Source organism: Mucilaginibacter sp. R-33 (assembly GCF_049949235.1).
In the GTDB taxonomy this organism is placed as follows: Bacteria; Bacteroidota; Bacteroidia; order Sphingobacteriales; family Sphingobacteriaceae; genus Mucilaginibacter.
In genome coordinates this window covers 2,882,225-2,902,589 of record NZ_CP188089.1, presented here as the reverse complement: position 1 = coordinate 2,902,589, position 20,365 = coordinate 2,882,225, and the positions used below count along the sequence as shown (strand labels likewise).

17 protein-coding genes are annotated in these 20,365 nt (G+C 43.4%); 15 read left to right on the top strand and 2 right to left on the bottom strand.

Features of this window, described 5'->3' with window-relative positions:
• The first annotated feature begins 23 nt into the window (after positions 1 to 23).
• The 10 genes from ACP26M_RS12115 (at position 24) to uxuA (ending at position 14,106) form a co-directional block, all read left to right on the top strand.
• Positions 24 to 806, top strand: a complete 783-nt coding sequence (locus ACP26M_RS12115; protein ID WP_426589174.1) for an NIPSNAP family protein — start codon at positions 24 to 26, stop codon at positions 804 to 806.
• A gap of 452 nt (positions 807 to 1,258) precedes the next feature.
• Entirely contained in the window at positions 1,259 to 2,503 is a 1,245-nt protein-coding gene (locus ACP26M_RS12110) for an efflux RND transporter periplasmic adaptor subunit (protein WP_426589172.1), read from the top strand.
• A gap of 330 nt (positions 2,504 to 2,833) precedes the next feature.
• Positions 2,834 to 4,291, top strand: a complete 1,458-nt coding sequence (locus ACP26M_RS12105) for a TolC family protein (protein ID WP_426589170.1) — start codon at positions 2,834 to 2,836, stop codon at positions 4,289 to 4,291.
• Positions 4,292 to 4,410: 119 nt separating this feature from the next.
• On the top strand, positions 4,411 to 5,076 hold the full coding sequence (locus ACP26M_RS12100) for an ABC transporter ATP-binding protein (protein ID WP_091175395.1): 666 nt from the start codon (positions 4,411 to 4,413) through the stop codon (positions 5,074 to 5,076).
• Between the two features lie 25 nt (positions 5,077 to 5,101).
• Positions 5,102 to 6,337, top strand: coding sequence for an ABC transporter permease (locus ACP26M_RS12095; protein ID WP_426589168.1), 1,236 nt, complete (start codon positions 5,102 to 5,104; stop codon positions 6,335 to 6,337).
• A gap of 31 nt (positions 6,338 to 6,368) precedes the next feature.
• The gene (locus ACP26M_RS12090; RefSeq protein ID WP_188831624.1) at positions 6,369 to 7,559 is read left to right on the top strand and encodes an ABC transporter permease; all 1,191 of its coding nucleotides are present in this window, start codon (positions 6,369 to 6,371) and stop codon (positions 7,557 to 7,559) included.
• A 21-nt stretch (positions 7,560 to 7,580) separates the two neighbouring features.
• On the top strand, positions 7,581 to 8,954 hold the full coding sequence (locus ACP26M_RS12085; RefSeq protein WP_426589165.1) for a sigma-54-dependent transcriptional regulator: 1,374 nt from the start codon (positions 7,581 to 7,583) through the stop codon (positions 8,952 to 8,954).
• Complete coding sequence (locus ACP26M_RS12080) at positions 8,938 to 10,236, top strand: sensor histidine kinase (protein WP_426589163.1); 1,299 nt, start codon at positions 8,938 to 8,940, stop codon at positions 10,234 to 10,236. Before ACP26M_RS12085 ends, ACP26M_RS12080 begins: the two co-directional genes overlap by 17 nt.
• Before the next feature lie 369 nt (positions 10,237 to 10,605).
• Positions 10,606 to 12,276, top strand: coding sequence for a hypothetical protein (locus ACP26M_RS12075; RefSeq protein ID WP_426589161.1), 1,671 nt, complete (start codon positions 10,606 to 10,608; stop codon positions 12,274 to 12,276).
• 636 nt (positions 12,277 to 12,912) lie between these two features.
• Positions 12,913 to 14,106, top strand: coding sequence for a mannonate dehydratase (gene uxuA / locus ACP26M_RS12070; RefSeq protein WP_426589159.1), 1,194 nt, complete (start codon positions 12,913 to 12,915; stop codon positions 14,104 to 14,106).
• Positions 14,107 to 14,189: 83 nt separating this feature from the next.
• On the opposite strand, the gene ACP26M_RS12065 is transcribed toward uxuA, so the two are convergent.
• The gene (locus tag ACP26M_RS12065) at positions 14,190 to 14,552 is read right to left on the bottom strand and encodes a SnoaL-like domain-containing protein (RefSeq protein WP_426589157.1); all 363 of its coding nucleotides are present in this window, start codon (positions 14,550 to 14,552) and stop codon (positions 14,190 to 14,192) included.
• A 181-nt stretch (positions 14,553 to 14,733) separates the two neighbouring features.
• On the opposite strand from ACP26M_RS12065, the gene ACP26M_RS12060 reads away from it, so the two are divergent.
• The 5 genes from ACP26M_RS12060 (at position 14,734) to ACP26M_RS12040 (ending at position 18,754) form a co-directional block, all read left to right on the top strand.
• Positions 14,734 to 15,282 (top strand): sigma-70 family RNA polymerase sigma factor, encoded by a 549-nt coding sequence (locus tag ACP26M_RS12060; protein WP_199719685.1) that lies wholly within the window; start codon positions 14,734 to 14,736, stop codon positions 15,280 to 15,282.
• Between the two features lie 12 nt (positions 15,283 to 15,294).
• Positions 15,295 to 16,110, top strand: coding sequence for a HEAT repeat domain-containing protein (locus tag ACP26M_RS12055; protein WP_426589155.1), 816 nt, complete (start codon positions 15,295 to 15,297; stop codon positions 16,108 to 16,110).
• Between the two features lie 13 nt (positions 16,111 to 16,123).
• Positions 16,124 to 16,990: a hypothetical protein gene (locus tag ACP26M_RS12050; RefSeq protein ID WP_426589153.1), complete on the top strand. Its 867-nt coding sequence runs from the start codon at positions 16,124 to 16,126 to the stop codon at positions 16,988 to 16,990.
• Positions 16,991 to 17,001: 11 nt separating this feature from the next.
• Positions 17,002 to 17,826, top strand: coding sequence for a DUF4097 family beta strand repeat-containing protein (locus tag ACP26M_RS12045; RefSeq protein WP_426589151.1), 825 nt, complete (start codon positions 17,002 to 17,004; stop codon positions 17,824 to 17,826).
• Between the two features lie 511 nt (positions 17,827 to 18,337).
• Complete coding sequence (locus ACP26M_RS12040) at positions 18,338 to 18,754, top strand: RNA recognition motif domain-containing protein (protein ID WP_426589149.1); 417 nt, start codon at positions 18,338 to 18,340, stop codon at positions 18,752 to 18,754.
• Between the two features lie 88 nt (positions 18,755 to 18,842).
• On the opposite strand, the gene ACP26M_RS12035 is transcribed toward ACP26M_RS12040, so the two are convergent.
• Positions 18,843 to 20,186: an FAD-binding protein gene (locus tag ACP26M_RS12035; protein ID WP_426589147.1), complete on the bottom strand. Its 1,344-nt coding sequence runs from the start codon at positions 20,184 to 20,186 to the stop codon at positions 18,843 to 18,845.
• Positions 20,187 to 20,365 lie beyond the last annotated feature (179 nt).

The following is a 20,365-nucleotide window of genomic DNA, read 5'->3' as shown; positions in this document are numbered from 1 at the left end:
TACTCCGAAAATACCAGGCCATTATGAACCTTTTTGTTAAATCATCTATCGCTTTTTTTTCCTGTTTATTTATCGCTGCAGTGGCATTGGCAAATGCGCCCGCGCGCAACTATTATCAGCTTAAAATATATCACTACAAAACCCAGGCACAGGAAAGTACCATTGAAAAATATTTACAACAAGCCTATATACCTGCGCTGCACCGGGCCGGTATTAAAAATGTAGGCGTATTTAAACCCATAAGCCAGGTAGATACCGCGAAGCTGTTATATGTATTTACACCCTTTCAATCATGGGATAAGTTAATGGGTATCGATCAAAAGTTACAGGCCGATGCGGCGTATCTTGCCGATGGAAAGGATTACATTGACGCCGCTTATAATGAGCAGCCTTATACCCGTTTGGAAACAATTATACTGCAGGCTTTTCCGGGCATGCCTTCAACAGCGGTGCCTAATTTGACCGCTAACAAAGCCGATAGGGTTTATGAATTGCGCAGCTACGAAAGTCCTACCGAAAAATATAATGTCAATAAGGTAACCATGTTTAATGTGGGCGATGAAATAGGCCTGTTTAAACGGCTTGGTTTTAATGCCGTTTTTTATTCGGAGGTTATTGCGGGCAGTCATATGCCTAATTTAATGTACATGACCACTTTTAACAGTAAAGAAGACCGGGACAAACATTGGGACACTTTTGGTAAAGATACTTACTGGAAAACGCTTTCGGCTAAAGCCGAGTACCAGCATAACGTTTCCCATGCTGATATTATCTTTCTCCGTCCGGCAGATTACTCTGATTTTTAGGTTGCCGGCAGGTTCAACTTATGGACTTGCACCAGAGGTGCAAAAGGTTTGTAGTATCTAAGAGTCTATTTAAAAATGACTGTTTTGAATGTAGAGACGCATAATTGCGTCTCCTGGTTGCAAATCAGGTCAGATCAAATGCAGTATCTTAAATTGCATGTGGGAGACGCAATTATGCGTCTCTACAAAAGAGATTCCTCTCATTTTTAAACAGCATCTAAATGAATTGCATTTTTAGTGTGCCAGGGTTACACAACATCTCCGTCTGGAACAACTCAACGGTATAAAAATAAATCAGCGCCATCAACGCAATCAAAAATCAATCAACGGTCGGTATTGAATATTTTGTCCGATATCGATCGCTTTTTCAAAATTAAAAACATGTAACTTATTAATAGTTAATGTTTTAACATTGGTATAGCTCTTGCAAAACCTTATCCAAATTTATCACAATGGATAAGGAAATTACACTTGAAGTTACAGCTGCCAAACGCAAAAAAAGCGCGGTTGTCATCATTGTCAGCATAGCTGTTTTGGTGCTTGCCGTAATGCTTTTGCGGGGATATATTAAATCAACCATTACCAGGGCCGAAATTACAACCGCCAAAGTTGAAATCGGCAATATCGAAAATACCATAAACGCCACTGGCGAGGTTTTGCCTGAGTTTGAAGAAATTATCACTAGCCCGATAAATGCTTCTATCAAAAGTGCGCTGATGGATGCCGGTAATAAGGTTAAAGCCGGCCAATCGATATTAACGCTGGATAAATCGGCTACCCAAACCGATTTTGAAAAACAAAAGTTTCAGCTCGAAACCAAACGCACGGAGATCAGCAAACTCAAGCTCGATCTGAACAAAAGCTTCTACGACATTCAATCCAATAATAATATTAAACAACTCCACATCAGCAACCTTGCCGATGCCGTTGAAAATGCCAAACGCCTGTATAAAGCCGGCGGCGGTACCCGCGAAAATATTGAACAGGCCGAGCTTAACCTCAAAGTTGCACAGCTTGAAAAAAAGCAACTGGAAAACGAGATCAAAAGCAAGCAGCAAACCATGCAGCTGGAGATTAAAGAAGCCGAAATAGCTGCAGATATCCAGCAGAATGATCTTAAAGAATTACAACGCAAACTTGACCTGGCCAATGTGGTGGCAACACGGGCAGGGGTGATCACCTATGTGAACAAAAATATTGGCGCCAATATCCACGAAGGTGAAACCCTGGCCCGTATCGCCGACCTGGGCAGTTTCAGGATCCAGGGCAGTATTTCTGATAACTCTGCTGATCAGCTGCATAGCGGCTTGCCGGTTATTGTACGGATCAATGATGATCAGTTAAGGGGACATGTAAGCAACGTATCCCCATCGGTACAAAACAGCATCATTTCTTTTGATGTACAGTTGGACGACCGGGCCAGCAAATTGCTCCGGCCCAATATGAAAGTCGACGTTTTTTTGGTGACGGCTACACATAATAAAATTATGCGCGTGGCTAATGGCCCGGCATTTAAAGGCCCTTCTGTTCAGGACATTTTTGTGCTGAACAATGGTAAAGCCGAACGCCGCACGGTACATATCGGTCTCACCAATTTTGATTATGTGGAGATCCGGGACGGCTTAAAACCCGGTGATGTGGTGATCACATCCGATATGAGCGAATATAAAAACTCGATGGAAGTGACAGTGAAATAATAAAACAACCACGTCATTGCGAGGAACGAAGCAATCCCCGACTTACAGAGCGGATTTGCACAGTTTGGGATTGCTTCGTTCCTCTCGCCGCTGTTGGTGTTGTCACCAACAGCTCTACGCCAGGCTTTTGAATACGGTTTTCCGTGATTACAAAATTATTGGGGTAAAAAGTTGTTGGTGACAACACCAACAACGGCGAGGGTAACCATAACAAATTAAAAACGAACCCGTCATTGCGAGGAACGAAGCAATCGCGAACAATACAGTGCGGATTTGCTAATCGGGGATTGCTTCGTTCCTCGCAATGACGGTTGAAAAATGACATAAGTAATGAAATTTCTATACACCATATTATTATTAACCATAACCACAGGAGCGCTGGCTCACAGTGGCGCCGACACCCTGCGGCTAACGCTGCAGCAGGTGGTTGACATGGCCAAAGCCAATTCAATAGCCGCCAAGCAGGCTGCTACTGTACGCGAAACCAAGTACTGGGAATACCGCACCTACAAATCAAACTACCAGCCGCAGCTGGCATTAAGCGGTACTTTACCTGGATATACTAAAACATTTTCGCAGGTGCAGCAGCCTGACGGTACTATACTTTTCCAGCCTATTCATAACGATAACTCATCATTACAGCTTAACTTTAGCCAAAGTATTACTGCTACCGGCGGTACTATTTATGGTACTACACAATTACAGCGGTTTGATGATTTTGACAGGCATAATGTATTGTATAACGGTATCCCTTACGGTATAAATTATTCACAGCCGCTGTTTCAGTTCAACAGCCTTAAATGGGATAAAAAAATTGAGCCTTTAAAGTTTAATGAAAGCAAACAGGTTTACATTGAAGCCCAGGAAAAGATTGCTGTTGACGTGGAAGGGTACTTTTTCGACCTGCTGCTGGCCCAGGTAAACCTCAAGATTGCCGAAACCAACTTAACTAATACCCAGGGGATATTAAAGGTAGCCAATCTCAAGTACGAGTTAGGAAAGGTATCTAAAAACGAAATCCTGCAATTGCAGCTGGAAAAGATCAACGCGCAGAAAGCCGTTGGTACAGCGAGGCGCGATATGGAGATTGCTACACTGAACCTGCGCAGTTTTACGGGGCAGGAGGGGAGTGAGCGGATAGTGCTGGTAGTACCGAAAAATATTAGTCAGATGACCGTTTCATCAGATAAAGTGCTGGCCGAAGCTTACGCCAACCGCTCGGATGCAATCGCTTTTTCACGCCGTATTGCAGAAGCAAAACGCGATGTGGCTAAAGCCAAAGGGCAAAATGGTTTAACCGCCACACTTACCGCCAGCCTGGGCTTTTCAAATACAGCTACCAATATTCCTGATGTATACAAGAACCCTCAAAACCAGCAATTGCTGCAGGTACAGCTTTCTATACCGATACTGGATTGGGGCAGATCCAAGTCCCGTGCTAAAACGGCTTTGGCCAACCAGCAGTTTACCGAGTATGCTGTTGAGCAGGATAAACAAACTTTTAAACAGCAGATAGTAACCCAGGTATCGCTTTTTAATGTAATGAAAGAGCAACTGGTTTATACCGCGCAGGCCGATAGCATAGCCGCCGAAAAATACCAGATAGCACGTGAACGCTATGTTTTAGGCGACCTGAGCATTACCGACCTTGGCATTGCCTTCCGCGAAAATGACCAGGCCCAGCGCGATTATGTAGCCGCCCTCCGTGATTTTTGGGGAGCTTACTACCAGTTGCGTTACCTTTCGCTCTATGATTTTGAAACAAACAAGAAAATAACTTATAACTAAATCAATAATTTATTTAACAAAAATCTAAACACATAAACGATAAAAATCACTAAATCACTAAATCACTAAATCACTAAATCACTAAATCACTAATTCATTAAATCAATAATTAATCACTCATGATACGTTTACAAAACATTGAAAAGGTATACCGTACTGATACCGTAGAAACCCTGGCCCTGAACAGCGTAAGCCTTGACATTGCCAAAGGCGAATTTTTATCCATCATGGGCCCCTCGGGCTGTGGCAAAAGCACCCTGCTTAACATCATGGGCCTGCTCGACGCGCCCTCAAAAGGACAAATCAGGATTGACGATCAAAAAACAGAAGGTATGAATGATAAACAACTGGCAGCTTTCCGCAATAAAAAGCTGGGTTTCATTTTTCAAAGCTATCATCTTATTAACGACCTGCAGGTGCTTGACAATGTAGAGCTGCCGTTGCTTTACCGCGATACCACCGCCAAACAGCGCCGTGAGCTGGCTGCCGAAGCACTGGAAAAGGTAGGGCTTGCTAACCGTTTGAAACATTTTCCTACACAACTGTCTGGTGGTCAGCGGCAGCGTGTGGCCATAGCCAGGGCCATTGTAGGCAAGCCCGAAATTATTTTGGCCGACGAGCCTACCGGCAACCTGGATAGCGCCATGGGCAACGAAATTATGGAGATCCTCTTGAACCTTAATCGCAATGACGGCACTACGATAGTAATGGTAACCCACGATGAAAATATGGCCCATAAAACCCACCGTTTGGTACGCCTGTTTGATGGCGCCCAGGTTCAGTAATTAACCGGTTTTAACATTAGAAGTTATGCTTAAAAATTATTTTAAAATAGCCATAGCGGTACTTAAGCGCCGCAAGTTTTTTACGTTTATCAGCTTGTTTGGCATCAGCTTTACACTTACCATATTAATGGTAGTTACCTCTTTTGCCGATAAGATGTTTGGTCCTAATTACCCGGATAACAAGCGCGATAGGTCGTTATATGTGATTGAACATGAGGAGTTTGATGATAAAACGCAGGGGATGAATAAAGGGCCCATGTCGTTTTACTTCCTCAATCACTATGCGGCCAGTATGAAAACACCGGCAAAGGTCGCCATTTCATCAATGTTCACTTTTACCAATACGTATGTGAATAATAAAAAGATCAGTATCAGCCTGAAATTTGCCAACGCCGATTATTGGGATGTGCTTGATTACCAATTTTTAGAAGGACGGCCCTTTACAAAACAGCAAATTGATAATGCCGAAAAGGTAGCAGTTATATCTGAAGATACACGGAGGGATTACTTTGGCGATATACCATCAGTAGTTGGTAAATACATCGAGGCAGATAATGTTAAATACCGGGTTTTAGGCGTGGTTAAAGATGTTCCTGCAACTTTGTTTACCCTTTATGCAGATATCTACCTGCCGTATACCGTATCTAAAAATGATTACAGGAATAAAGATTTCGGCGGCAACTATTCGGCTATTTTAATGGGAAATTCAAAAGACGATCTTCCCAAAATGAAAAACGAGTTCGCAAATGTTATCTCTCGCATTTCGATGAAAGACAAGCAGTTTAACCACCTGTATTGTTATGCCGATAGTTATTTTAACACGCTCGTGCGTACTATGGCCGGTAGAAAGGAGAATTCCGGGATGGCCACGTTCGTTGTCATCATATCTATATTCGTTTTCCTGTTTTTACTGCTGCCAACCTTAAACCTGGTGAATATCAACATCACCCGCATTATGGAGCGTTCGTCGGAGATTGGTGTTCGTAAGGCATTTGGTGCTTCGTCAAAAACACTGGTTTACCAGTTTATTATCGAAAATATTATTCTTACATTTTTAGGTGGGCTTATCGGGGTGGTATTATCTGTTATTGTTATAAAAATAATTAACGGGGCCAATCTTATAGCCCATCTTGAACTTACTTTAAACTTTACCGTGTTGTTTTACAGCCTGCTCACCTGTATTTTCTTCGGACTACTATCGGGCGTATATCCGGCCTGGCGCATGTCGCGGCTCAACGTGGTAACGGCTTTAAAGGCGTAATAAAATCAATTGACATTTTAATCTAAATATTATGTTTAAGCATTTATTTAAACTAATCTGGAATAAAAAGAAACAAAACTTTCTACTTATTTCCGAGATGCTGATCTCCTTTATGGTGATTTTCGCAGTATTCACACTGGTTGTGTATTACTACAGTAACTACAAAAACGCTATGGGCTTTGACTATGACAAGGTTTGGGTAATTAATTATAGTAATTCTGTCAAATCAACCCGTGCCGATTCATTGAGCTTGTTTTATGAAACTTTAAAGCAAACTATAAAATCAATGCCTCAAATTGAGGATGCGAGCTTTGTAAGCAGTAACTCGCCCTTTTCGTTTAACCAAAGCAATGGCGGAGTTGAATATAAAAAGAGACATCTTAATAGCGTTGATTTTTTTACAGCGGATAATGATTATCCAAATGTTGTGAAAGTTAAAGTACTTGAAGGGCGTTGGTTTGGCAAACAGGATATAGTATACAAAAATAAGCCCGTGGTTATTAATCAATCGCTTAAGGAAGAGGTATTTGGAAAAGAAAGCGCTATAGGTAAGATTTTAGGTAATGAAAAAGATAAAGAAGCCGATAAAATGCGCATTATTGGCGTAGTGGCCGATATGAAAATAAGAGGTGATTATAAACCTGCCGGCCTTGGCCTTTATAATAGACTAGATACCGGCTCATTCAAGTGGATAGGTACTATACTGGTAAAGGTGCGCCCTACTGCCGACGCTGCTTTTGAAAGCCGTTTGTACAAAACCGTATCGAACGCCATGAAAGAGTCAAATGTAGAAATAGAGCATTTAGATAATAAACTTAAAAAGATAAATCAGGTATCCATTGTACCGGCCATCATTTTGCTTGTAGTGGCTACTTTTTTGATTATCAATGTAGCTTTGGGTTTGTTTGGTGTGTTATGGTATAATATTAACAAGCGCCGCTCGGAGATCGGGCTAAGGCGGGCAATTGGCGCAACTGGTAAATCGGTATCATGGCAACTGGTGAGCGAATCATTGATATTAGCTACAATATCATTAGTTGTGGGTTCGTTTTTTGCGGTGCAGTTCCCGCTGATGAATGTTTTTGATATGCCGGCCACCGTTTACATTATGGCTATTTTGTTGTCGGTTGTTTTTATTTATGCACTGGTGCTTCTTTGCTCATTGTATCCCGGCAAACAGGCTGCGGCTATTTACCCGGCTGTTGCTTTACACGAAGAATAATTACGATATTGACCGCTTGTTATGATATTGGTTATTGATGATGATATTGCCGTACGCACCTCGCTTATCCTGCTGCTAAAAAGCGAGGGGTATGATATTGCAGGTACCGATGAGCCTGCCGAAGCCCTTAAGATCATTAAGAAAAAGGCTCCTGAGTTGGTCATTTTAGATCTTAATTTTTCGATAGATACATCAGGACAGGAGGGAATGGAACTGCTTGCAAAGATCAAAGCTTTTAACAGCGCTATCCCCGTGATTCTTATCACCGGCTGGGGGAGCATTGAATTGGCAGTTAAAGGTATGAAACTGGGCGCCAATGATTTCATCAATAAGCCGTGGAATAACGAGTACCTTATTCAATCGGTTAAAACCCTGCTCGATCTGCAGGATAAAAAGACCGAACACCATACCCGTAAGCAGCTGGATAAAACCTACAATTTTGAAAATATTGTAGGCGAAGATCCCCGGATGCTCGATATCCTGGAAACCATTGGCCGGGTAGCCCCAACCGATGCATCGGTGCTGATTATGGGCGAAAGCGGCACAGGTAAAGAGCTGATAGCCGAGGCCATTCACCAAAATAGCCTGCGCCGTAATAAGCCGTTTATTAAAGTAAACCTTGGTGGCATCTCAACATCGTTGTTTGAAAGCGAAATGTTCGGTCATATCCGAGGTGCTTTTACCGATGCCCGGTTTGACAGGGTAGGCCGCTTTGAAATGGCCAACAAAGGCACCATTTTTTTAGATGAAATAGGCGACCTGGATGCCGGCAGCCAGGTAAAGCTGCTCCGCGTATTGCAGGACCGCACCTATGAAGTATTGGGCAGCAGTCGCACCAAAACCGTTGATACCCGTGTTGTTTGCGCCACAAATAAAAACCTTAACGAGATGGTGGCCCGGGGTACTTTTCGCGAGGATTTGCTGTACCGAATCAACCTGATCACTGTTTACCTGCCCGCCCTGCGCGAGCGGCCAAAGGATATCCCATTGCTGGTTAGCTTTTTTATTAATAACTTAAAGCAGATCTATAACCGGCCCAATTTGTCGGTAGCACCATCGGCTATGAAGTGGTTACAGCAGTTGCCTTTACCGGGCAATATACGGCAGTTGAAAAACCTGGTGGAGCGCTCCATTTTGGTGAGCCGCAGGGATGAACTGGGCATTGATGACTTCCGGTCGCAGCTGGAAATGTCGCCCATAAAAAAGGGGAGTATCCAGTTGCCGGGCGTGGGCACATTAACTTTAGAAGAGGTTGAGGTAGAGATGATAAAACGGGCTTTAGATCATCATAAAAACAAGATAAGCAAGGCAGCCGCTGCTTTGGGGCTTACGCGCAGCGCCCTGTACCGGCGGCTCGAGAAATACCAGATCCCGTACGATGAAGCTGAGGACTAAATACATTTTATTCGTAGTGATCCTGCACCTGCTAACCCTGGTGCTTACTTATTTTATTTTCAAAGATAACAAGATCTATTTTATCATATCGGAGGTGGTTGTGATCATCTCTTCGGTAATCGCCTTGCAGCTTTACCGGCAACTCATTCAGCCACTAAAAATGCTGATGCAGGGCGTTGAGGCTATTAAAGACAAAGATTTTAATGTGAAATTCCTTTCAACAGGTAAGCACGAGGTTGACGCGCTGATTGATGTTTATAACCAAATGATGGACGAGCTAAGAACCGAACGGACACGACAGGAGCAGCAGCATTTCTTTTTAGAAAAGCTGATCCATACTTCGCCAACGGGGATCATCATCCTTGATTTTGATGACCGTGTACAACAGGTAAACCCTAAAGCGCTGCAGGCGCTGAACATGAGCGAAAAAGACCTGATAGGTGAACTGATCGGAGAATTGAAACACCCGCTCTTCGCACAGATCAAAGCCCTTAAATCGGGCGAAACTATGGTGGTTAAGCTGGATGGAATCAACTCATTCAAACTGCAGAAATCGCACTTTATCGACCGGGGATTTTCGCGCCATTTTATTATGCTGGAGGATTTGACCGCTGAGATCCTGGCAGCCGAAAAAAAGGTTTATGGTAAAGTGATCAGGATGATGGCGCATGAGGTGAACAATACCATCGGCCCGGTTAATTCCATCATGCAATCGGCCATGAAAACCGACAAGCTTTGGGCTGGTCATGATTTCGACCCGATAAAAGACGCCCTGCAGGTTGCAATGGACAGGAACCAAAACCTCAACCTGTTCATGCGCAATTTTGCCGATTTGGTGAAGCTGCCGCCGGCCAACAAACAACCGGTTGTATTGCAAAAGCTCTTAGCTTCGGTAGTAAAGCTGATGAATATCCGTGCTGAAGAAAAAAATGTGGCGTTAGTCCTTCATCTACCCGAAGAACCGGTTAATATCATGGCTGATGAACAACAACTGGAGCAGGCATTCATCAACATTGTAAAAAACGCTATTGAGGCTATTGATGACCAGGGGGCGGTGACCTTTACCATCAATCCCAAAGAAAAAAAACTTACTATTGCCGATACAGGAAAGGGCATTAGCCCCGAACAAAATGCCAACCTGTTTACCCCATTCTTCAGCACCAAAAAAGACGGGCAGGGCATAGGCCTAACCCTGGTGCGCGAAATCATGCTGAATCATGGATTTGAGTTTTCGCTGAAAACTGTTGCCGAAAGGCAAACGGAGTTTGTGGTTTATTTTTGATTGGCTTTTATATTTTACAGATAAACTGTTTAATTCAATTGTTTTTAATTGTAGAGACGCATAATTGCGTCTCCCGAATGCAAATTACGGCAAGTAAAAAAACGACGAGGAAAGCCGCTTGTCCTACGAGAGACGCAATTATGCGTCTCTACCCAAAAAATCGAATTGCATTTCGCCGCCGCTCAGCCCCAGCCGAGTGGCAACTATCAAGCGGCCTCCGGCCGCCGTGGCAAAAGCCGGCCAGGGAAGAGGGTTGTGCCTTGTCAATAAAAATTCAACATTGTATTAGTTTTTGCTTAATCCTTTTAGTAATGTTGTAAACCAATTTAAATGTTACCTTAACAGATAATCACTGCAATTACATCTACTATGCAAAGACGGCATTTTATCAAAATTTCTGCGGCTACATCGGCTGCCATGCTTTTCAGCAAACTTACTTATTCGGCCTCAAACGGTGCCGTGATGATGAACGCTCCTGATGAGGTTTGGGCTCAATCCGGTACCGATTGGGTTAAGCTTAACCCATCAAACGGCTCGCATTACAACTATAAAGAAATCAGCGTAACTCTTAAAACTAATGGCAATGCGCTTGGTGTGTATGCTTCATCACCGAAGCAGGAACTAAATAGCTTAAGGTTAAAATGGAAGCACAATACCGCCGCTTCAGCTAAATTCCTGGGCGATCATTGGGAGCGATCTTACGGGGACCTGCAATGGAAAACCATAGCTGCCGGCATTAAAAATCCGTGGTATGTAATTATACACGACGATAAACAAACGGCATGCTTCGGGGTAAAAACCGGTGCTAATAGTATTTGCTGGTGGGGCGTAAATAATGACAGCATTGAACTTACCCTGGATACAACTTCGGGTGGGGTAGGTGTGTTGCTGGGCGACAGGCAATTGCATGCTGCCGATATCATAACTACCAATGCTAAAACAGGAGAGAATACTTTTGCCGCGACCCATCGCTTTTGTAAACTAATGTGCGAAAAGCCGCGGATCCCCAAACAACCGGTATATGGTATTAACGACTGGTATTTTGCCTATGGCAACAACTCGGCCGAACTTATCAAAAAAACCACTGCGATGATGGCCGAACTGGTTACCGATCATAGCAACAAACCATTTTCGGTAATTGATGCCGGTTGGGCCACTTATTCGCCATTATTGCCCGGTGATGGTGGCTGGAATGATGATTTTTCAAAGCCCAATGATAAGTTTAAGGATATGCATGCGCTGGGCGATGAGATCAAAAAATTAGGTATGCGCCCAGGCTTATGGATGCGCCCGCTTTGCGCAAGGCACGATGAAAAAGCCAGCTTGCTTTCGCCAAAGATTCCCGGCCGTGATGATCCTAAAAACCCAACGCTCGACCCAACTATCCCCGAAAATATAGCACGCATCCAACATAACTTCGATGTATACAAGCAATGGGGCTACGAAATGGTGAAGCACGATTTTTCAACTTATGATATCTCCGGTCGCTGGGGTTTTGATATGAAGGATAGCTTTACTTCGCCGGGCTGGCATTTTAACGATAGGAGCAAGACCAATGCCGAGATCATCCTGCACCTATACCGCTCCATCCGTGAAGCCGCGGGTGATGGCATTTATGTGATTGGCTGTAATACGATGAGCCACCTGTCGGCCGGGGTATTTGAACTTTGCCGTATCGGCGATGATACCAGTGGTCATGAATGGGCGCGTACCCGTAAAATGGGCGTTAACACGCTCGCTTTCCGCCTGCCGCAGCACAATGCCTTTTATGCGGTAGATGGCGATTGCGTGGGTCTCACTAAAGATATTGAATGGAAAAGGAACAAGCAGTGGCTGCAATTATTAGCCGAAAGCGGCGCGCCGCTGTTCATCTCCGGTCAGCCCGAAGCCATGGGCGAAGAACAAAAGAAAGCGGTAAAAACAGCCTTTGCACAAGCCGCTAAAGTACAGCCATTGGGCCAGCCATTAGATTGGATAGAAACCATGTTGCCAACCAAATGGAAACTAAACGGCAGGGTGGTTGATTTTGATTGGGCGTAAACCAAGAGGGGGGCTTGTCACCCTGAGCCAGTCGAAGGGGCGCGCGCCAAGGCCTTGCCCACCATGCTTCGACTGGCTATCCATGACATCCATTTTTTCTGATTAGCGAAGGATCTTCTTCAATATGCAGCACTGCTATACAGGGCAAGAAGGATGTTTCGTTATTACTCATAATAAGCTGTAGAACCCAGACTTACGAAGTTTTCAAAACTTCGTAAGTCTTTCCTCGTTTCACTTATTCACTTTTCAACCTGCCGAATTCCCAAACCCGTGGCGATCATTTCTTAACCTGTCCGGGGAATGCGTGAAGAAATCCCTTTATGTATTCGTAACTCAAAATATTTGCAATTAACTGTTAATCGATTAAAAAAATATAACGATTATTGGCGCGTGATAAATTGCAGCTTGATATGTGTTTACTGACATGGCTGTGTCAGTGTTCAATTTTTAAAAATCAGGTGTTCAATAAAATAAGTTGTTAAATGTTATTTTATTGATTATTAGTGTTTTAGTTATTTTGCCGTGATGCTTTGAACACTTAAGTGCTTGATTATCAATATTGGTTTTTTTTGAAGTGTTCAACCTTTTTAAAATTGAACACCCTGTTTTTGAATATTAAATCTACTACTATATAAAATGAGTGATACCAATACAAGCAATACCTTCAGCATGATCAATACCATGCGCTGGTATGGCCCTAATGATCCTGTAAGTTTGGCCGATATCAGGCAGGCGGGGTGTACAGGCGTAGTAAGCGCACTGCACCAGGTACCCAACGGCCAGGTATGGACAATTGAGGCCATTAACGAGCGTAAAACCATCATCGAAGCTGCCGGGCTTACCTGGGATGTAGTTGAAAGCGTACCCGTGCACGAAGCCATCAAAACCCAAACCGGCGACTACCTGCAATACATCGAAAACTATAAACAAAGCCTAAAAAACCTGGCCGCCTGCGGGATCCATATCGTTACCTATAACTTTATGCCCGTGCTTGATTGGACGCGTACCGACCTCGCTTTTACAGTTGAAGACGGCTCAAAAGCCCTCCGCTTTGAAAAAGCAGCGTTTATAGCTTTCGATGTATTTATGCTGAAAAGGGAAGGTGCCGAAAAGGAATATACCGCCGATGAACTTACCCGTGCCAAAGCCCGTTTTGATGGCATGAGCGATGACGACAAGCAACTGCTGCAGCGTAATATTATAGCCGGCCTGCCCGGTAGCGAAGAAAGCTTTACGCTGGATAAATTCAGGGATGCCCTTGCTGCCTATGACGGCATTGATGCGAAAAGGCTGAGGCAAAACCTGATCTTTTTCCTGCAGCAGGTTATCCCGGTTGCCGATGCCAATAATATAAAAATGGTCATCCACCCGGACGATCCGCCGTATGCTATTTTGGGCCTGCCAAGGGTAGTGAGCACCGCCGAACATATCCATGCGCTTATTGAGGCTGTACCATCATTAAACAATGGTTTATGCTTCTGCACAGGCTCTTACGGCGTAAGACCGGATAATGACCTGCCTGCCATGGTAAAACAATTTGGCGACAGGATCAATTTTATCCACCTGCGCAGCACCCGCCGCAATGAGTTTGGCGATTTTTATGAGGATAACCACCTTGAAGGCGATGTGGATATGTACGCCGTGGTAAAAGAGCTTGTACAGGTAATGAAGCAACGTAAATTAAGTATCCCTATGCGCCCCGATCATGGTCACCAGATGCTTGACGACCTTAAAAAGAAAACTAACCCCGGCTATTCGGCTATTGGCAGGCTTCGCGGTCTTGCCGAACTAAGAGGCCTTGAGCTGGGAATTATACGCTCAATGGAATAGTGATCTTTATTGCTCCGAAGATAAAAACAAAAGGCCTTTGCGGAGAGCGAAGGCCTTTGTCATTTATTATTGGTTAGGTGCGCTTAGCCCATGTTATAAAAAAACTGCTCGGCTATAATTTTTCCGTCTTTTACTTCATAAACCGCAATTTCATTCATTGGCATACGGCCGCCTTCTTTATAGGTAACATCCATGTCCATGGTTACCGCGAAAAAGTTACCGGTAACAATTGGGTCAGATACCTCACTGCTGTGAATCTCCTGTACCGAAGCGTACCAATATTCTGTTTTGCCTTTAACTGCTTCTTTACCTTCGGTAAGCTCCATCGGCGAACCTTTTGGCTCGCGGCTCACAATATTATCTGCATAAAGCTCATCAATAGCCTGGGTATGTTTGCCTTCGCGGCAATACTGCACTAATTTTTCTGCTACTTCGGTGGTGGTCATGATCTTATGGTTTTAATTGTTTATATAAAGTTAGTTAATAACACTTCAAACCAATTGCCTGTTTGGTTTAAATTTCTGTTAAGTTTGATCTGCAATTGCATCTTCCGAAAAAAAATAAAATTTTCTGTAACCATTTTACGCCGCCGAAGTACTTAAGGTATATTACATAATTACAAACTGATTGAACACGCTTACAGACAATGCCATTATGCTAAAGGTGAAAGCCGGCGACCTTGACAGGATGGGTATGCTCTTTGAACGCTACAATCGGCAGTTGTACGGTTTTCTGTTCCACATGACCTATCAGCGCGAGCTGAGCGAAGACATGGTACAGCAGGTTTTTTACAAAATGCTCAAATACCGGCACACGTTTACCGGCACCGGCGAATATATCCACTGGATGTACTCTATCGCCCGCAATGTGTTAAAAGATCACTGGCGAAAAAACAAACAGCAGGTACAGCATGAGGGCGTGGAAGCAGCCGAAACCATAGCCGGAGGCCTTGTGCCCGATGAGCAATTTGAAAAAAAGCAAGCCAAAGCCGAACTGCACCGGGCCATGGAAAAACTAAGTGAAAGCCAGCGGGAAATTTTGGCCCTGAGCCGTTTCCAGGAACTGAAATGCCAGGAGATAGCCGAAATACTGGGCATGACCGAAGGTACGGTAAAAGTGCGCATCCATCGCGCTATGCAGGAGCTTAAAAGTATTTATGTAAAAATGGAACGATAAAACAGTAATAAGATGAAATGTGAGTTATATGAGGAGCTGTTTACCGGTTGGATAAACAAAGAATTAAGTCCTGAAGAAAGTGGGGCTTTAGAGCGCCATATTGCAGGCTGCGCCAATTGTCGCGAAGAGCTGCAGGGACTTCAGCAAATGTGGGATACAATGGGTCAAATCGAAACGCCCGAACCATCGGCCAATATGGGCGTGAAGTTTTATGCCATGCTGGATACTTACAAGGAATCGGTGAAAGAGCAAAGGAGTTTATGGGCTGATATTAAATACCAGGTAAGCCGGATCTGGGAGTGGCAGCCCCGCTGGCCAATGGCTTATAACCTGGCCATGGTGGTGCTTTTAGTAGGAGCTGGTTACCTGTTTTTTGGAAAATATAAAAGCGATGATCAGGATAAGCAACTGAAAGCCCTAAGTTCACAGGTGCATGAGCTTAAACAAACCATGATGCTGGCCCTGCTTGAAAATCCTTCAGCATCTGAGCGCATAAGGGGGGTAAGCTATACCAGCGAGATTAAACATGCAGATAAGCAGGTAATAGACGCCCTACTGGCTACGCTGAACAACGATCCAAATGTAAATGTGCGCCTCAGCACGCTTGACGCGCTTACTCAGCTTGCCGGTCATCCGGAAGTACGGGAAGGCCTCATCAAATCAATAGTTGAGCAGGATTCGCCGCTGATGCAACTGGCCATTGCCGATGTGATGCTGAAACTGCAGGAAAAACGATCAGTAAAATCATTTAAAGAATTGCTGAAACAAAAAGACCTTGATCATGGCGTTCGCGATAAAATCAAACAAACTATAACCCAACTTATTTAAAATAAACCAAATCATGAAAAGATCACTATTACCTGTTTTAACAGGTCTGGGGCTTTGCCTTGCTCAAATTTCGGCCCATGCTCAGGATTTTAAGGAACATGTTAGCAAGCAATTTACCCTGCAGGGAGCGGCTTCGGGCACTACACTGGCCATTTACAATATCTGGGGCTCTATAACTGTGCAGGGATATTCGGGCAACCAGGTATCTATTGAGGTAGATGAAACCATCAGGGGTAAAGAGTCATCCGATGTAGAACAGGGGAAAAAAGAAGTTAAACTGGGATTTGATCAAAAAGCTGATAGCATAATCGCTTACACAGCTGAACCCTACGATACCCGCCCGCGCCGCAATTGGAACAGGGATGAAGATCACAGACATATTCATTACAGTGTGAAGCTGGAATATACGGTAAAAGTACCTTATGGTATGAACCTGTGCGTATCAACTGTAAATGACGGCAATGTTGAAGTTAAAGATGTTTACGGTACGTTAAAAGTTAATAACGTAAACGGCGGTATTACTATTGCCAATGCTAAAGGCACAACCAGCGCGCACACTATTAACGGGCCGCTTAATGTAACTTACCTCTCGGTACCACCGGACGCCTCAAGTTACTATACACTTAATGGTAAACTCGAAGTAACTTACCCCGGTAATCTGGCCGCGGATCTGGAATTTAAAAGCATGAATGGTCAATTTTATACCGATTTTCCGGATGCAGAAGTACTACCGACAAAGGTTAGTAAAACTGAATCTAAAAGCGGCAGCGGTACCACCTACAAGCTGAGCAAAAATAACAGTGTACGGATAGGGGCGGGAGGAAAGCTATTTAAGTTTGAAACCCTTAACGGCAATATTTATATCAAAAAACAACAATAAAAGATAACAACATGAAAACGATAAAATTTACAGGAACATTAATATTAACTATGCTCCTAAGCGCGAGGCTTTGGGCGCAGGACGGAGAAAAGGGACAGTTAGTTGTACCATTAAGTGATCCCGGGAAACCGTATAAACTGGAAGTGGGACTGATCAATGGTTCAATAACAATTACAGGTTACGAGGGAAAAGATATCATTATTGATGCCCAGGGTGAAGAAAGAAAGCACCGTGAAAAGGAAGCGGCGCCGGGCGGGATGAGGCGTTTACCAACCGGGGGCAACCTTGATGTGCAAGCCCAGGAAAATAACAATCAGGTAAACGTTCATGGCAGTCCTAATAAAACCACCAATCTAACTATTAAAGTACCCATGAATAGCAGCAGCGTTAAGCTGTCGACCGTAAATAATGGGAATATCAATGCAAGCAACATTGGCGGCGACCTCGAAATAAGGAATGTTAACGGCTATATCAAACTAAATAATATATCAGGATCTGTTGTAGCCAATACGGTTAACGGCAATGTTGAGGTTAGCTTTAAAAGTATTGATGCAAAAGCGGCCATGGCATTTTCAACGCTTAACGGTAAGGTTGATGTTACGTTCCCGGCAAGTCTTAAAGCTAACGTAAAGTTAAAATCAGACCAGGGCGAAATATTTACTGACTTTGATGTGGTTACCGAGCAACGTAAACCGGTTGTTACCAAAAATACCGGTGAAAAAGGAATGTATAGTTTGAAGATGGAAGATTGGGTTTATGGAAAAATAGCCGGCGGCGGTCCCGAATTGTTGATGAAAACTACTTTCGGCAGTATCTATATCCGCAAGGCAAAATAATGGGACGGTGTTGTAAATGATTTAAATACAAGGCCCTGAAAGGAAAAATGATAAAAGAAGGATTTGGGGAACCTGTGGGGAATTTTGTCGGCGAATTTGGGTAGATACCTGATCATTCAAAGTTTTAAGAGTACATTCAAATAAAATAGAACGATCAAGTTTGTAAATGACATTCGGCATACAATACTATGACCGGCAGGCTGATCATATCCATCTGTTGCATATAATGCCGAAAGGTATTGATACCTGTTTATATTTAAATTGTAGCCCGATCACTTAAAAGTAAGTACCTGAATATGAGGTGAAATAATAAATTGAAGAAATTAGGTCAGAATAGGACTTAACTCAACACAGTTTATTTATACAAATTTGTGTAAACCTGGCGTTCCGTTACAAAAAACGGAACGCTTTTTTTCAAATAAGCACCCAACTGACCGTTGAACAATAGGCCAAACCATTTTTGTGCACTATATTTGCTCACTGGTTACCTGTTGCAATTACAAAGTATAGTATGGTTAAACTTTTTATCGTGGGTTTTCCGCGAGACATGGAAGAAATTGAACTTGTTGAACTGTTTAGTGCTTATGGCACGGTAAGCACCGTGCGGATAATCACCGATAAAGACAGTGGCATTAGTAAAGGTTATGGTTTTTTAGAAATGACCGACGAGGCAGGAGCCCAGCGGGCAATTGACGCTATGAATGGCGCTACTATTGATGAGCGTGAAATAAGCGTAAGAATAGCAGAGCAAAAACATCAGCCCCAGCAAAAGCAGCAACAATTTGCAAAAACTAAGCCTGGCTTTAATAAAGTAAAGCCACAGGGATACAACAAACCCCGTTTTCCGCGCGAAAATAACAACAGGTTTGAGCAGCAGGAAGCTGCAGTCCCGGCACGGGCAAAACGCCCCCGCAGGCAGCAACCATAAGCTTTTTTTGAAAGCTTAAAGCAAAATGCATAAGGCTAAAAGCTAATAAATTGATTTTTCAATTCACAGCAGCCTTAGCCCACTCATTTCAGGAGGTATAAAGTTCGTTTGCTAAAAAATGGTTCCTGAATTTCTCATGCGGATCATATTCGGCTACCATTGCTCTAAAAGCATCCATCTTTTCATACCGGGTCGCTAATGTTTTGGCCGGCATAGTGAAAATTTTACCCCAATGTGGCCTTGCTTTAAATGGCGAAAGTTCCCGTTCAATTTGTGGGAGTAGTTTCATTACTGCCTCCGTTTCCTGTTTCCAGGTAAAATGGATAGCTACCGATTTTTGATTATGAGCGGGGCTCATCCACAGATCATCAGCAGCAATGGTGCGGATCTCGGTGATGAAGAGATGAGGGCCAATTTGTTTGCCCAATTTTGCCACTGCCTCAATTGCTTCAACAGCGTGGTTAAACGGAACAAAAAACTCCGATTGGAGCTCTTTTCCGCTGCTTGGGGTAAAGCCCATTTTAAAATGCGGCAGCCGCTCATACCATGGTCCCGGAACGCCCATCTGCTCAGTACAGTTTTCGGCAGAAAGTCCTATAATTGGGTGCAGGTTTTTTGTGGCTGCCTTTGCTCCGTAAAACTCTTTCAGGTTTTCGTCTTTATCTGTACCTATCCGGCTCTTTATCCAAACTTCGTTAATATGGTCGCTTTGCCAGTCGGTAAATAGGCTTACACTATAGCCGGCCGATACAATTTTTTCAAAATGTTGCTTTAGCTCGCTCACAGGCAAGCCGGTAAATACATGTTGTTTCATCATGTAAGTTGGTTGTATTTGCAGCGTAACTTTGGTGATTACACCTAATGCTCCAAGCCCCACCACAGCAGCGTTTAGCTTAGCTGCATCTTTGGTTTTCGAAAGATGAACAATATTGCCATCAGCCTTAACAATTTCCAGGCCCACCACCGCGCTTGATAGGTTACCGTTTTTTACGCCCGAACCATGTGTTGCAGTTGTAATTGAGCCTGCTACTGATATATGCGGTAACGACGCAAGATTGTGCAGCGCAAACCCCTCTTTATGTAAATATGGAGCAAGCTCGCCATATTTTATGCCGCCTTCAACAGTAACGGTATGGTTTTGCTTGTCGATAGATACCACTTTGTTTAGGTCGCGGGTTGATAGCAGGTTATCTTTACTGTCTGCGATGTTATTAAAGCAATGCCTGGTACCCAATGCTTTTATTTTATCATGTTTTTTAATGAGTTGCTGTACCTCTTCAACCAATTTTGGATAAAATACATTACCCGTGCTATAAGTTAAATTGCCCGACCAGTTTTGCAGGCGAGGTTGTTGCGCGAATGATTCGAAGGATGATAATAGGGGAGATGCCATTAAGGTAGTACTTAATTGAATGAAAGTTTTTCTTTTCATAACAAATTGGTTAGTACAAGGTAGCTAATTATTAAGCAGAACTGAAAGAGAAATTGCAGGTGGTTCTCCGGTAAGTACAAGGATTGAAAAGTTTTTATATTTTTTTAATAAGTAAATAGAGATTATTAAATAATTTATAAACTTTTTGTTTATTTTGGTAGAAAAATTAACATTAGCGT

Coding starts and splice junctions, on each gene's coding strand:
- ACP26M_RS12075 (WP_426589161.1), top strand. CDS start 10,606: ATGCAAAGACGGCATTTTATCAAAATTTCTGCGGCTACATCGGCTGCC.
- ACP26M_RS12095 (WP_426589168.1), top strand. CDS start 5,102: ATGCTTAAAAATTATTTTAAAATAGCCATAGCGGTACTTAAGCGCCGC.
- ACP26M_RS12090 (WP_188831624.1), top strand. CDS start 6,369: ATGTTTAAGCATTTATTTAAACTAATCTGGAATAAAAAGAAACAAAAC.
- ACP26M_RS12050 (WP_426589153.1), top strand. CDS start 16,124: ATGAAAAGATCACTATTACCTGTTTTAACAGGTCTGGGGCTTTGCCTT.
- ACP26M_RS12080 (WP_426589163.1), top strand. CDS start 8,938: ATGAAGCTGAGGACTAAATACATTTTATTCGTAGTGATCCTGCACCTG.
- uxuA (WP_426589159.1), top strand. CDS start 12,913: ATGAGTGATACCAATACAAGCAATACCTTCAGCATGATCAATACCATG.
- ACP26M_RS12045 (WP_426589151.1), top strand. CDS start 17,002: ATGAAAACGATAAAATTTACAGGAACATTAATATTAACTATGCTCCTA.
- ACP26M_RS12085 (WP_426589165.1), top strand. CDS start 7,581: ATGATATTGGTTATTGATGATGATATTGCCGTACGCACCTCGCTTATC.
- ACP26M_RS12105 (WP_426589170.1), top strand. CDS start 2,834: ATGAAATTTCTATACACCATATTATTATTAACCATAACCACAGGAGCG.
- ACP26M_RS12055 (WP_426589155.1), top strand. CDS start 15,295: ATGAAATGTGAGTTATATGAGGAGCTGTTTACCGGTTGGATAAACAAA.
- ACP26M_RS12100 (WP_091175395.1), top strand. CDS start 4,411: ATGATACGTTTACAAAACATTGAAAAGGTATACCGTACTGATACCGTA.
- ACP26M_RS12065 (WP_426589157.1), bottom strand. CDS start 14,552: ATGACCACCACCGAAGTAGCAGAAAAATTAGTGCAGTATTGCCGCGAA.
- ACP26M_RS12040 (WP_426589149.1), top strand. CDS start 18,338: ATGGTTAAACTTTTTATCGTGGGTTTTCCGCGAGACATGGAAGAAATT.
- ACP26M_RS12115 (WP_426589174.1), top strand. CDS start 24: ATGAACCTTTTTGTTAAATCATCTATCGCTTTTTTTTCCTGTTTATTT.
- ACP26M_RS12035 (WP_426589147.1), bottom strand. CDS start 20,186: ATGAAAAGAAAAACTTTCATTCAATTAAGTACTACCTTAATGGCATCT.
- ACP26M_RS12110 (WP_426589172.1), top strand. CDS start 1,259: ATGGATAAGGAAATTACACTTGAAGTTACAGCTGCCAAACGCAAAAAA.